This is a genomic window from Pedobacter sp. A2324, from assembly GCF_059693705.1.
In genome coordinates, this window is the sequence record NZ_JCASSK010000006.1 from 1 (window position 1) to 12,223 (window position 12,223).

The 12,223-nt window shown below is 40.1% G+C and carries 14 protein-coding genes; 4 read left to right on the plus strand and 10 right to left on the minus strand.

Translation table 11 applies throughout. From position 1 onward, the window contains the following. Positions 1–434: 434 nt before the first annotated feature. The 3 genes from mgtE to AC570I_RS17195 form a co-directional block, all read right to left on the minus strand. Positions 435–1,784 carry a magnesium transporter gene (gene mgtE, locus AC570I_RS17185; RefSeq protein ID WP_047797729.1) on the minus strand — a complete coding sequence of 450 codons (1,350 nt, stop codon included), beginning with the start codon at positions 1,782–1,784 and terminating at the stop codon, positions 435–437. Positions 1,785–1,904: 120 nt separating this feature from the next. After that, positions 1,905–3,026: a magnesium/cobalt transporter CorA gene (corA, locus tag AC570I_RS17190; RefSeq protein WP_047797730.1), complete on the minus strand. Its 1,122-nt coding sequence runs from the start codon at positions 3,024–3,026 to the stop codon at positions 1,905–1,907. A 3-nt stretch (positions 3,027–3,029) separates the two neighbouring features. After that, positions 3,030–3,641: a WbqC family protein gene (locus AC570I_RS17195; protein WP_497406460.1), complete on the minus strand. Its 612-nt coding sequence runs from the start codon at positions 3,639–3,641 to the stop codon at positions 3,030–3,032. A 38-nt stretch (positions 3,642–3,679) separates the two neighbouring features. Between AC570I_RS17195 and AC570I_RS17200 the strand changes: the two genes are divergently transcribed. Both AC570I_RS17200 and AC570I_RS17205 read left to right on the plus strand, forming a co-directional pair. After that, complete coding sequence (locus tag AC570I_RS17200; RefSeq protein ID WP_497406461.1) at positions 3,680–4,552, plus strand: lysophospholipid acyltransferase family protein; 873 nt, start codon at positions 3,680–3,682, stop codon at positions 4,550–4,552. Positions 4,553–4,557: 5 nt separating this feature from the next. After that, a complete protein-coding gene (locus AC570I_RS17205; RefSeq protein ID WP_497406759.1) occupies positions 4,558–5,571 on the plus strand; it encodes a glycosyltransferase family 2 protein in 1,014 nt (337 codons plus the stop codon). Here the strand turns inward: AC570I_RS17205 and AC570I_RS17210 are convergent. Both AC570I_RS17210 and aroQ read right to left on the minus strand, forming a co-directional pair. Then, positions 5,564–6,283: a TlpA family protein disulfide reductase gene (locus tag AC570I_RS17210; RefSeq protein WP_497406462.1), complete on the minus strand. Its 720-nt coding sequence runs from the start codon at positions 6,281–6,283 to the stop codon at positions 5,564–5,566. The two genes, AC570I_RS17205 and AC570I_RS17210, sit on opposite strands and share 8 nt — an antisense overlap. 4 nt (positions 6,284–6,287) lie before the next feature. After that, a complete protein-coding gene (aroQ, locus tag AC570I_RS17215; RefSeq protein WP_497406463.1) occupies positions 6,288–6,710 on the minus strand; it encodes a type II 3-dehydroquinate dehydratase in 423 nt (140 codons plus the stop codon). Positions 6,711–6,771: 61 nt separating this feature from the next. On the opposite strand from aroQ, the gene xerD reads away from it, so the two are divergent. Continuing rightward, the gene (gene xerD, locus AC570I_RS17220; RefSeq protein ID WP_497406464.1) at positions 6,772–7,671 is read left to right on the plus strand and encodes a site-specific tyrosine recombinase XerD; all 900 of its coding nucleotides are present in this window, start codon (positions 6,772–6,774) and stop codon (positions 7,669–7,671) included. A 64-nt stretch (positions 7,672–7,735) separates the two neighbouring features. Here xerD and AC570I_RS17225 read toward each other — a convergent pair whose 3' ends face one another. The 4 genes from AC570I_RS17225 to AC570I_RS17240 form a co-directional block, all read right to left on the minus strand. Continuing rightward, complete coding sequence (locus tag AC570I_RS17225; RefSeq protein ID WP_010602585.1) at positions 7,736–7,915, minus strand: BF3379 family histone-like protein; 180 nt, start codon at positions 7,913–7,915, stop codon at positions 7,736–7,738. 184 nt (positions 7,916–8,099) lie between these two features. Further along, complete coding sequence (locus AC570I_RS17230) at positions 8,100–8,684, minus strand: biliverdin-producing heme oxygenase (protein WP_047797736.1); 585 nt, start codon at positions 8,682–8,684, stop codon at positions 8,100–8,102. Positions 8,685–8,769: 85 nt separating this feature from the next. Next, positions 8,770–9,189 carry a response regulator gene (locus AC570I_RS17235; RefSeq protein ID WP_047797737.1) on the minus strand — a complete coding sequence of 140 codons (420 nt, stop codon included), beginning with the start codon at positions 9,187–9,189 and terminating at the stop codon, positions 8,770–8,772. Positions 9,190–9,194: 5 nt separating this feature from the next. Then, positions 9,195–11,402: an ATP-binding protein gene (locus AC570I_RS17240; protein ID WP_497406465.1), complete on the minus strand. Its 2,208-nt coding sequence runs from the start codon at positions 11,400–11,402 to the stop codon at positions 9,195–9,197. A gap of 131 nt (positions 11,403–11,533) precedes the next feature. Here AC570I_RS17240 and AC570I_RS17245 point away from each other — a divergent pair, with 131 nt between their 5' ends. Further along, on the plus strand, positions 11,534–11,917 hold the full coding sequence (locus AC570I_RS17245; RefSeq protein WP_047797739.1) for a response regulator transcription factor: 384 nt from the start codon (positions 11,534–11,536) through the stop codon (positions 11,915–11,917). Positions 11,918–11,960: 43 nt separating this feature from the next. Here the strand turns inward: AC570I_RS17245 and AC570I_RS17250 are convergent, their stop codons facing one another. After that, positions 11,961–12,113 (minus strand): hypothetical protein, encoded by a 153-nt coding sequence (locus AC570I_RS17250; RefSeq protein WP_497406466.1) that lies wholly within the window; start codon positions 12,111–12,113, stop codon positions 11,961–11,963. Between the last annotated feature and the right edge of the window lie 110 nt (positions 12,114–12,223).

Below are 12,223 nucleotides of genomic sequence, written 5' to 3' on the forward strand. Positions count from 1 at the left end.
GGACCTGATCAACCAATTGCAACTAACAAAACTGCAGCTGGTCGTCAAGAAAACCGTCGTGTTGAGTTTACTTTATACTAGTCGTTAATTAAACGATAATGATAAGTGCCCCGATGAAGTTCTGCTTCGTCGGGGCATTTTGTTTTACCGCCAGGCAGGTATGATTGATATGTGCGTAGATCGCCGTGATCAGCGGGAACAGCCGATATGATATATCTTTAGAATTTTCTCCCGCAGATTAAGAAGATGCACGCAGATTTATATTTTTGATCTGCGAAAATCAGCGTGATCAGCGGGAAACAGGCGATATGATATATCTTTAGAATTTTCTCCCCCAGATTAAGGAGATGCATGCAGATTTGAATTGGTTATCTGCGGAAATCAGCGTGATCAGCGGGAGGTTATATGCGCAATCTAAAAACGAAAGTAAAAAACTAAAGCAGTAATCTGCTGGCCAGTCCCAATATCAGTAAGAACCCAAAAACATCGGTAAATGTAGTGATGATGATGGATGAGGCGATAGCCGGATCGATACCCACCCGCTTTAAAATCAACGGGATCCCCGCTCCTGTTATACCTGCAATCAGCAAATTTCCCGTCATGGCTAAAAAGATCACCAAGCCAAGCAGTGGGTTCCCATCGAAAAACCAGGCGAAGCCAAAAACAATTAAGCCATTTGCTGCACCATTGATCAGACCTACTGTAAACTCTTTTAAAACTGTTCGGTAAGCTTGTTTATCCGTTAAATCATATAGTGAAATACGCCTTACAGTTACTGCCAGGGCTTGTGTAGCCGCATTGCCGCCCATGCCAGCAATGATGGTCATGTAAGCCGCTAATGATGGGATCAGTTTTATTGTAGGGTCAAAATAGCGCACAACTGATGAGGCCAGAAATGCGGTGCCCAGGTTAATGATCAACCAGGGCAAGCGGGATTTCACCGCTTCAATCCAGTTACCGCTTAGTTCTTCATCTTCCGAAACCCCTGAAATCTTGAGGATATCTTCGGTACTTTCCGCTTCCATTACGTCGATAACATCATCGAAAGTTACCCTGCCGAGCAGCTTTTGGTTATCATCAATTACCGGAATACTGGTGAGGTTATATTGAGAAATCAGATTGGCAACTTCTTCCTGATCGGTAGATGGATGCACATATACGGCATCTATTTTAACCAGTTCAGTAATTTTGGCATTGTGTTTTGCCTTAATGATATCCTTAAGCGAAACTATTCCCTTGAAAACTTCTGCGTCATCAACAACATAAATGGTGTAAAACTCCTCCATTTCCTCACTTTGGCGGATAATCTCATCAATCGCATCCTTTTTAGTGAGGTTGATGTTTACGCAGATGAGCTCGGTGTTCATCAAACCACCTGCGGTTTTCTCGTCGTAGGTTAAAAGGTTCCTGATTTCTGTTGCATGTTCATCCTGCAGATCTTCTAAAATTTCATTCTGCTCATGGTCTTCGAGCTGGGAAATAATATCGGTTGCATCATCATAATCCAGTTCTTCGATTACTTCGGTACGCTTATCGGGATGAAGCTGAAACAGTAAATCTTCAGGGTGAGATTCCTCATCCATTTCAGAGATGATCTCTGAGGCAGTTTCTGCAGGCAGCAAATTAATTATATGCTGTTGTTGTGACTTATCTAAACGCTCGAAGAGAATGGCGATTTCAGAGGCATGATACTCATCTAAAACCTCTTTTAAGATCTCATCACCAGCTAAGATGGCATTTTTAACTTTAAGTACGTCGCTTTTATCTATTTCGAATGATTGCATCTTTTTATATAACCAATTTTAGCCAGGGGTGCATGCTACACCGTATATATGACACAGCGCAAACTACCTTATTTACCTTTAATGTAGCTAAAAATAGGCACAATAAATAGAAAAAAAGATTTATTTAAACCATCCCTTACGCCAGAAGTAAATTACCTGCACAACTGCGATTACACCCATCACAACCCAGGTCCAGAAATAACCATGGGGACTGTAGAGTTCCGGCATATTATCGGGCATGATTTTACCGGTTGCCGGGTCTTCACGACTAAAGTTCATCCCATAAATACCAGCAATAAATGTCAGGGGGATGAAGATGGAGGAAATGATCGTTAGTACCTTCATGATCTCATTCATCCGGTTACTGGTAATAGAAAGGTTCATGTCGATATTCGCAGAGGCAATCTCTTTAAGCGATTCAATAAAATCAATGATCTGGATGCAATGATCGTAGGCATCCTTCATATAGGTTTTCGTCAAATCAGAGATTAATGGGCTATCGGTTCTGATGATGTCATTGAGCTTATCACGTTCCGGCCAGGCCACTTTTCTGATTGTAATGAGCGAACGCTTGATCGCCTGGGTATCGTACATGATGCGCCTGTCCGGGTGATCGTATAAACGGTCTTCAATGGCGTCGAGTTCCTCTCCCCAGAAATTGAGAAGCGCGAAATAATTATCCACAATGACATCCATAATGGCATACATTAAATAACTGCTCCCACCGATACGGATATTTCCTTTGCCCAGTTCAAGCCGCTTTCTTACGGGCTCGAAGCAATCTTCATAGGTTTCCTGAAAAGTGATCAGGGTACGTTCTGAGAGAATAAATGAAATCTGATCGTTGGTTAAAACATCTTCGTTGTTCAGATACAAATGCCGGCTAACCGCAAAAATGTACTTGTCGTTATCATATTCATCAAGCTTAGGCCGTTGGTAAGAACTTGTAATGTCTTCCAGAACCAGCCGGCTGATATCGAGTTTGGCATATAGTGTCTCGAAAATACTGGCGTCACCCAATCCCTTAATATCAAACCAATAGTAAAAGCTTTTGTCCTGTACCAGTTTATCTATATTATTGATGTTTTGCAACTCCTCTTTTTTATAGCTTTTGTCGCTATAGGTATGAAGGACTATTTTAGGTTTAAGCGCATCATCATCAATGGCATATAACCCCGGACTGGTTCCGGGTGCAGGAACGTTATAATGTTTGTGCCGATTACGTGGTTTGTTTTTACCCATAACTTATAAATATAACCGGGCTTGCGGGCCCTGATTAAATAACAAATCTACGATACTTAAGTTGGGTAAAAACTGATGTTTATCTTCAAAAACCTGATAATAGGGTTTGTTACAGGTTAGCTCGTCCGCTTTTTTAGGATTCATGGCCATTCTGAAATCAATTCTTTCCCCTATTTCAGTTTCGTAGGATGTAGTGGTATTGAGGCTAATGTTCAGTTTAAGTTTTTTATTCAACCATTCCAGAAGCTGAATGTTGTAGTCGAACAGGTATTCAAACTTGTTTGTATAAAATACAGACAGCTCATCCTCATAATATTCAAAATAAGCGGAACTGCGATAGCAGGTTTCCAGACTTAACCAATGTAGACGCTGCCAGTTGAAATCATAGCTAATCTTCACGTCTTTCATCGTCGTATGCGTTTTGGCTCCTTTTACCAATGGAACGGTTAAATCCAGCTTTCCATTTGGAGAATATATACTTGCCCGGTTTCTATAAGTTTGCTTCACCAGGTGTTCATGCTTTTCGATCAGGAAATCCTGCCCGGCCTGTTGCAATAAACTGAAATAACCCACTGGAGGAAGATAAAATAAAGGAAGTATTGCTGTATTGTGCATTTGAAAATTTATGTTTGTAGCTGAAACGTTTAAAAATAATGATTAAAAGAGGATTTGCGCACCTGGGCGTATTTTTTTTATTTACGCTATCGCTGTTGCCATTGCCTATGCTCTTTTTCTTTGCAAGATTACTATATTATCTGCTTTATTACATAATTGGGTACAGAAAAAAAGTAGTCAGGGAGAATTTAACCAATTCTTTTCCTGAAAAGTCTTCGAATGAAATAATTGTTATAGAGAAGGAATTCTTCAGATTCCTTGCAGATCTCATTTTCGAAATCATCAAAATGTCTACCATTTCTGAAAAGGAAACCTTGAAACGGGTAAAGTTTACAGGGCTTGAGCTTTTGGAAGCACACTTCAAAGCCGGAAAAAGCGTATTGGCTTGTACGGGGCACTATGGAAATTGGGAGCTTGGCACACTTGCATTAGGGCTGAACATTTCTGCCAAAACCCTGGTGATTTATAAGCCATTGAGTAATGAAATATTTGGCCTTTGGTTTGATAAGATGCGCACCAGGTATGGTAATATATTCATCGCTATGCGACAAACATTGAGGGGGATGGCTACATATAAAAATGAACCCACATTGTTATGCTTCGCGAGTGATCAGGCTCCGGTAAAACACGAAACGAAGTATTTTGTCGATTTTCTTCATCAGCCTACTGCTGCACTTCTCGGCGTCGAAAAGATTGCAAAATCTAACGGGCGACCAATTTATTATTTCAAGGTTACAGTAGTTAAGCGAGGATATTATCACGTAGAAGTTTTACCCATGTGCCTTAATCCAATGGAAATGGATGAATATGAAATTACCCACCTGCACTTTAAATTTTTAGAAAATATAATTAATGAACATCCGCAATACTGGCTTTGGAGCCATAAACGCTGGAAGTTTAAACCCGAATAATGAGCATGAACCCATCAGTAGCTGTTGTCATTTTAAACTGGAACGGTAAGGCATTTCTAGAACAATTTTTACCAGGTATACTTTTAAGCGAATATGATAACCTGCAGGTTGTTGTGGGCGATAACGGATCTACCGATGATTCTGTTGCTTTTCTGGAACAAAACTTTCCTGCGGTTAAGGTGCTTAAAAATGATTCAAACTACGGTTTTGCCGGCGGATATAACCAGGTTTTAGCACGGGTTGAGGCTGATTATTTCGTTCTCCTGAACTCCGACGTGGAAGTAACGCCAAACTGGATTAAGCCGGTAATTGATCTAATGGAAAATGATCCGGCTATTGCTGCTGCGCAGCCTAAAATAAAGTCGCAGTTGAGCAAAAATTATTTTGAATATGCTGGTGCCGCAGGTGGCTATCTGGATATTTATGCTTATCCTTTTTGCCGTGGAAGGCTTTTTAATGTGTACGAGCAAGACAAAGGACAATATAACCAGCAATCGGAGGTTTTCTGGGCAAGTGGCGCAGCATTTTTCATCAAGAGTAAATGCTGGAAAGAAGCAGATGGCCTGGATGCCGATCTTTTTGCTCATATGGAGGAAATCGACCTTTGCTGGCGCTTAAAAAATATGGATTATAAGGTCGTGTATTGTCCTGATGCTGAAGTTTTTCATGTGGGTGGCGGTACACTACAAACCGAAAACCCATTCAAAACCTATCTTAATTTTAGAAACAGTCTCATCATTATGCAGAAAAACCTGCCTGCAGGCGATGCGGTGTTTAGAATCACCATCCGTATGTGGATTGATTTTGTGGCTTGGTGGCACTTTCTTTTGTCAGGTAAACCAAAATTTACCCTCGCTGTAAGCAAGGGCCACTGGCATTTTATAAAGTCTATTGCGAAAACAAACAGAAAACGTAAATCCTCTCAAAAGCCATATCAGTCGCATGCGGGTGTTTACGGCCACAGCATTGTTTGGTCATTCTTTATCAAAAAGATCAGGTATTTTTCGAAGCTTACTTAAGCGCCAGCGTCTCATCTATTGATTTTTTGAGCCAATACATGGTATTTGAGGCAAGTCCCGATGCCGAAAAATGAATTTTACCCGTCCCATCGATGATTACGTGAGTGGGATAGTATTTCAGGTTGTATTTTGTGGTGATGGACCTACCGTTGTCGATGATGTGATAATTAAATGGATTTGTTTTAATGAATTCTTTCAGATCATACTTTTCATCAAGTGCAACAGCCAGGAAAACGACATTTTCATTGCCCTTATATGCTGCGACGAGTTCGTTTAACTGCGGGATCTCCTGTTTGCAGGGTGGACATTTGATAAACCAGAAATTCAGCACCACAACTTTTCCATCTGCTTTGCGGAGGTCGAACTTGTTGCCGTTGATATCCGAAGCCTTAAATCCTGAAAACGCCTCCCCTTCTGTAAAACAATCGCTTGCTTTCGGTTTCGGTCGCCTGGCAAAATAGGCTTGTTGTTGGGCTTCAGAAAGCTCATAAAGCAAATATTCAGGCTTTCCACTATCCGTAAATGTCTGGCGGCTTTTTATCGCATACTTACCTGTTGATAACAACTTTCGCCACACGGAATAAGGATAAACGTTGCCATCTTCAGCCCTGACAACGGATTGTTCATCCAGTTTATTTGTAGGATTGGTTTGGGCATTCACATTTGCCCAAAGTGTGGATAATAATAAAAAGAGAAGCGTTTTTTTGATCATAATATTATTTTTTAATGAGTAAGCTTTCCAGTGCCAGCCTATAGCCATTCATACCAAAGCCGGTTAGTACACCCTGGCAGTTTTTGCCTGTTAGCGAAACGTGGCGATACTCTTCGCGAGCATAAATATTAGAGATGTGAACTTCAACTACTGGCGTTTTGATGGCTGCAATGGCATCGGCAAGTGCTACGGAAGTATGTGTATATCCACCAGCATTCAGTATGATACCATCATAGCTGAATCCAATTTCGTGAAGCTTATTAATTAATTCACCTTCTACATTGCTTTGAAAATATTCAATTTCAACATGTGTATAAATGGCTTTCAGTTCTCCGATATAATCCTCTATACTTGTATTTCCATAAATGGATGGTTCACGAACGCCTAGCAGATTTAAATTGGGGCCGTTTATAATTTGTATTTTCATGAATTTGCAACGCTAAAAATTGTAACGCTGCAATGTTATAAAAAAAATCTTAAATAAAAACATGCTTTGGCAATCATATATTAAGGGATTTAGTGCTTATTTGAAGTTGGAGCGTTCGCTTTCAAAAAATTCAATACACGCTTACCTCACTGATGTGGATAAACTTACTCAGTATTTTGCGTCTGTTGGTTTATCGCCAGCTTTGAACGAAATAACTCCATCTCACCTTAAGTCCTTTATCTCCTGGCTAAATGAGCTTGGTATGCTGGCCAGTACACAAGCAAGGGTAATATCGGGGTTAAAAGCATTTTTTACTTATCTATTAATTGAAGAGGAAATAGCGCTTGATCCGACTGCTTTGATTGAAGCACCTAAAATTACCCGTAAGCTCCCCGATACGTTGAACCTGATGGAGATCAATCAACTGATCGATGCCATAGATGCCTCGAGGCCGGAAGGCATGCGAAATAAAGCAATATTGGAAGTACTGTACGGCTGTGGCTTGCGTGTGAGCGAATTGACAGAGCTCAGGATTTCAAATCTCTACCCCCAGATTGAATTTATTAAGATTGTAGGAAAAGGAAACAAGGAACGCCTGGTGCCCATTGGCGGTGTCGCACTGAAGCTGCTCGACATTTACCTGCATCAGATTCGTGTCCATATGAAGGTAAAAAAAGGAAGTGAGGACTATATATTCTTGAACCGTTTTGGTGCCAAGCTTTCCAGAATAACTGTGTTTACTGTGATAAAAAGCCTTGCAAGCGCAGTAGGGCTTAAAAAAACCATTAGCCCCCATACCCTTCGACATTCCTTTGCAACGCATCTGATTGAAGGAGGAGCAGATTTAAGGGCAGTACAGGAAATGCTCGGGCATTCCAGCATCACCACCACTGAAATCTACACTCATCTGGACCGGGATTACCTTCGGGAGATAGTGACACAGTTTCATCCGCGATCCTAGCCGGCACAAATGCAAAAAGGGCTCTGGCATACCAGAACCCTTTTTGTTTCATACTCGCGAAATATTATTTTCCAGAGTTTTTCTTGTCAGTTACTTCTGCACGGATTTCTTGTGCTAAAACTTTAAGATCTTGCATTGCTTTACGCACACGAGTACCAGCAGCTGCATTGCCAGCATTATAAAATTTTTCTACATCTGCTTCGATAGCAGCAACAGCAGCTTTAACTTTTGAGAATTTTTCCATCGCTAATTGATGTTTTTAAAGGTTTAAAAAATTTATTTTTGTTCAATTATACATATTTACTCCGAATTAACAACAGAATGCAAATATTAATTTAAAATAAGTTTTGCACATTTTCACAAGTCAAAAATGCCGTGGAAATATAGCAGGACTATTTTTTTAAATTTTATGGCCAAATTTCTGTCTTTTAGTTCAGTTGTTTTGAGAGGTTGATCAGGTTGTTAAAGGTATGGTTTGCGCTGGCAATACAGCGTTCATAGTCGGCTTCTGAAACCGTCTCGTTCAGGATGGATACAAAGGATTTCCATTTTGCACTTAACTCCTCGCCATAAACACCGTAATAATTTAATCCGCCCTCATCGTCTTTGAAGTTAGGATTTGCTAAAATATGCCTTTTAATCATGTTTCCGCCCAGTGTAGCCCCTTCCAGCACGTACAACGCACCCAGTACTTCAGCGTTATTTTTTTCCGGAATAAACAGATCGAAATTCAGGCCGGGCAGCGTAAGGCTATCAATGTTCCAGTAGGCTAAATCTTTTTCCAAAGCGGAGAGCTTCAACCTGCTTTTCATATCCAGCTCACTGGCCAGATCCGCATCAAGCATATTTGCCAGTTTGTTCTCCAGTTTCTGGTGAATAATGTAATTAATGGTTAGTAGTTTTTTATATTGTTCAACGCTCAATGAATTGTTTATAATTTCATTGACGTACATGAGTGATTCAAGTTCTTTGTGGCTTGCGGCCGTTTCGGTTCTCAATAAGTTGGCAATCATATTCGGAATTTTATGATATTAAAGGTTATAAAAAAGAAAAGATTCGAATGTAATGATTCGAATCTTAATATCAGTGTAAGTAATGTTAATTCAGTCGTAAATGCTGGTTAAACCAGAAGTCGTGCACGGAGTGCAGGCATTTCACCAGATTTTCGTAACCATTAGGTTTGGCAAGATAAGCATTGGCGCCGAACTCAATAGAAGCTTTTACATCGTCCGGATTGTCTGATGTAGAGAATAATATCACGGGGATGCTTTTCAGGTATGGGATGTCTTTTATAAATTTAAGCAGGTCCAATCCTGATAAGCCTGGCAAATTCAGATCCAGTAAAATCAATTTTGGTTTTACCTTACTATCTACAAAGCTCTGTAGTTTGGTCAATGCCTCCTTACCATCTTCAACGATGGTTAAATTTAAAGTATCTTTTACCTCCTGAACCGCGCTCTGCATAAAAAATGCGTAATCGGTATCATCCTCCACGTAAAATATATCTGGCGTTTTCATTTTTATTAATTCTTAAAAGCTACGTAAAAAGTAGAACCCCCATTCAGTTTGCTTTCAAACCACACCCGTCCTGAATGACGTTCAACAATACGTTTTACAATAGCCAGCCCTACACCGGTTCCTTCAATTTCCTTCACATTGTCCATGCGCTTAAAAAGTTCAAAGACCCTGTCATAGTAACGGTTATCAATTCCTATACCATTATCTTTAACAGCATAAACAATTTCTGAATTATTCTCTGTAGCTGTAATTTCGATTCTGGGTTTTTGTGCCGCTGATGAATATTTTACTGCATTGCTGATCAGATTCGTAAAAACCTGAGCAAGCATAGTCTTGTCGCCTTTAATGTCGGGCAGCTGCCCTAAAATAAGTTCGGCCTTGTCTGCTTTATAAGCCGTCAATACCTCGCTGGTAACCTCATTGATCAGGCTGGTCATATTAACCCTTTCAAAATTGATCTCCAAGCGGCCTACCCTTGCCAGGTTCAGGATTTCCTTGATCAGGAAGTTCATCTTATCTGCCCCTGTTAATATCCTGGCCAGCATTTTTTGACCATTTTCATCTATGCTTTTATTCTTAAGCATTAACTCTGCATAAGTTTTAATCGATGTAAGTGGCGTTCTTAAATCATGCGAAATGGTATAGCTGAAGGTGTCAAGCTCCTCATAAGCAGTTTGAAGCTTTTCATTAAGCAACCTGATTTCATTGGCTTTTTTGTTGATATGCGCAACAACAATTTCCCGTATCCGCAGTACTGAGGTAATTTCTTCCGGCAACCACTTTTCCGAAGTATTGTTAACTTGCTGAGACCAGATTTCGAAAGACTTTCGCGGGGATAATTGCAGCAATCCTTCAGAAGGAGCGGCGGCTTTGTCGGGATTCCCAGCCCAGTTTACCTTACTGATTTGTTCCGGTTTAAACCAGATTATGATTTCATCGGGGCTTTTGCTGATGGAACCGACTAAAATTCCCGACGCAACCTGTTTGTACATTTTAGCCGGATTAAATATTTCAGACAGGCGGTGCGTATAATAGATCGATTCGTCGCTATTGGTTTTCAGCCATTCGGCCAGTTCCCAGATGTCTTTGTCTTCAGGAGTATTTCCAATTGTTTTAAGTTTATTCTCGAAAATAATGGCTACCCCTGCGCCTTGTGTGGCATTCAGGATCGTGGTACTATGGCCGGTTAGGGCATCCACTAAATACTGGTCTCTTGAAAGGTGTTCAGCAAGTACAATAGCTGTGTCCTTAAACCCTTCCACAATTTCTGAATCCTCCTCCTCTTGCCTGAATTCCAGCGCAGAGGATAAAATTTCGCCGATAAGTTTAGAGCCTTCCCTGGCTTTATAGTCAATAAACTTTGGACTATAGTTGTGACAGGCAATCAGTCCCCATAATTCTCCATTAGAAATTAATGAGATACTAAAACTCGAATGCACTCCCATATTTTTCAGGTATTGGATGTGTATCGGAGAAACTGCACGTAAGCTACTGTTGGTTAAATCTAAAGGTGTGTTTTCGCGAAAGGTCAGAATTGGGGCATCAATTGTATTTACATCTGCGATTAATCGTGTCAAATTCAGTTTATAAAGCTCCCTGGCTTGTTTAGGGATATCTGAAGCGGGATAGTGCAATCCAAAAAATGGCTCAAGATGTTTTTCTTTCTCCTCAGCAACAACTTCTCCATGACCATCTTCTAAAAACTTATAAATCATCACCCTGTCGTATTCAATAAGCCTTTTAACCTCTGCAGCTCCAGCTTTTAGTAATGCCGGTACACTTTTCCCCTGCAGCATTGATGATGCGGAGCGGCCAATGGAGCTTTGAATGTCGTACTGTAGCGTAAGAGGCTCAAATTCAAGAAGCCAGTTTGTTGCAGATTGATTGATAATCAGGTAATATGCCTTGTTGTTTACTTCCACAGGGAGCGGACTGATCGCGTCAAAACTTTTTCTGATCATGCCCAACTTAAGCAAATCTTCCAGATTGAAGTCTGGCTCCTGTTGTTTGATAAATCCCGTAAGCGATGCTACAGGCTGATCCAGTATATTTGAAACCGCGGTGCCTATAAAGGTTTCCGCATTCTCGCTTGCATAACTTATGCTATAGTTGGTTTTATCGATTGCAAGCAAAAAACCATGTGACTGCACTTTACCAGGAATGTGTATTGGTTCGTTATCGCAGTTGGTTAAATCAACGGAGAAATTATTCATAATAGGGTTAAGTATTGCAAAAGTATCAGATTTTTTGAATTTATAAACGCTAAGCTTTTATTAAGATACTCTAATTTGTTCTATACAGTATTATTGATCTGATTTTATTTTATCTTTGTTCGGATTTTTAAATGTTCCCATCGCACTTGGCAAAGAAAAATATACTCGTAGTAGAAGACAACCACGCAATTTTAGACGTTATCACCCTTATTTTGGAAAGTGAGGCCTTCAATGTAGCCGGTTTAAATAAAGGTGCAGATTTTATAGATCATGTTATCGCATTCAAGCCTGATGTAATCATTATGGATATTATGCTTCCAGATATAGACGGCAGGGTGCTTTTGAAGGAACTCAAGGCAACCGGCACCACCAAACATGTGCCGGTATTAATGATATCTGCACGATACAATTCAACTAATTATGCATTAGATGGAATACTAGCTGATGACTTTATGGCTAAGCCTTTTAATATAGATGAGTTGATGGACAAGATTTATGCGCTAATTAAGAAGTAAGTTTTACTATTTAATAGAGTCTTCATGCCAATCAAATAGATGCTCAGGACTTTGTTTGCTTGCGCGGGGCATCTTTTCTTACGTCAACTTTTTTTGCATCTTTTGCCGATGTTACCTTTTCATCCGCGCCTTTTGCTTTTTCTGTTTTTGCTGATGTAGCCTTGCTACTTTCTGCTGCTGTTTTTGAACCTTTCATATGGTAGTGTATTGGCAATGTTTTCAACTGGTGTAATTATTAATAGAACAACGTAAATACTCAAGATGTTTGCAGTTTCGGTAAATTCTGAAAAGTTGTAGGTATTGAAA

Coding starts and splice junctions, on each gene's coding strand:
- mgtE (WP_047797729.1), bottom strand. CDS start 1,784: ATGCAATCATTCGAAATAGATAAAAGCGACGTACTTAAAGTTAAAAAT.
- corA (WP_047797730.1), bottom strand. CDS start 3,026: ATGGGTAAAAACAAACCACGTAATCGGCACAAACATTATAACGTTCCT.
- AC570I_RS17195 (WP_497406460.1), bottom strand. CDS start 3,641: ATGCACAATACAGCAATACTTCCTTTATTTTATCTTCCTCCAGTGGGT.
- AC570I_RS17200 (WP_497406461.1), top strand. CDS start 3,680: ATGATTAAAAGAGGATTTGCGCACCTGGGCGTATTTTTTTTATTTACG.
- AC570I_RS17205 (WP_497406759.1), top strand. CDS start 4,558: ATGAACCCATCAGTAGCTGTTGTCATTTTAAACTGGAACGGTAAGGCA.
- AC570I_RS17210 (WP_497406462.1), bottom strand. CDS start 6,283: ATGATCAAAAAAACGCTTCTCTTTTTATTATTATCCACACTTTGGGCA.
- aroQ (WP_497406463.1), bottom strand. CDS start 6,710: ATGAAAATACAAATTATAAACGGCCCCAATTTAAATCTGCTAGGCGTT.
- xerD (WP_497406464.1), top strand. CDS start 6,772: ATGCTTTGGCAATCATATATTAAGGGATTTAGTGCTTATTTGAAGTTG.
- AC570I_RS17225 (WP_010602585.1), bottom strand. CDS start 7,915: ATGGAAAAATTCTCAAAAGTTAAAGCTGCTGTTGCTGCTATCGAAGCA.
- AC570I_RS17230 (WP_047797736.1), bottom strand. CDS start 8,684: ATGATTGCCAACTTATTGAGAACCGAAACGGCCGCAAGCCACAAAGAA.
- AC570I_RS17235 (WP_047797737.1), bottom strand. CDS start 9,189: ATGAAAACGCCAGATATATTTTACGTGGAGGATGATACCGATTACGCA.
- AC570I_RS17240 (WP_497406465.1), bottom strand. CDS start 11,402: ATGAATAATTTCTCCGTTGATTTAACCAACTGCGATAACGAACCAATA.
- AC570I_RS17245 (WP_047797739.1), top strand. CDS start 11,534: ATGTTCCCATCGCACTTGGCAAAGAAAAATATACTCGTAGTAGAAGAC.
- AC570I_RS17250 (WP_497406466.1), bottom strand. CDS start 12,113: ATGAAAGGTTCAAAAACAGCAGCAGAAAGTAGCAAGGCTACATCAGCA.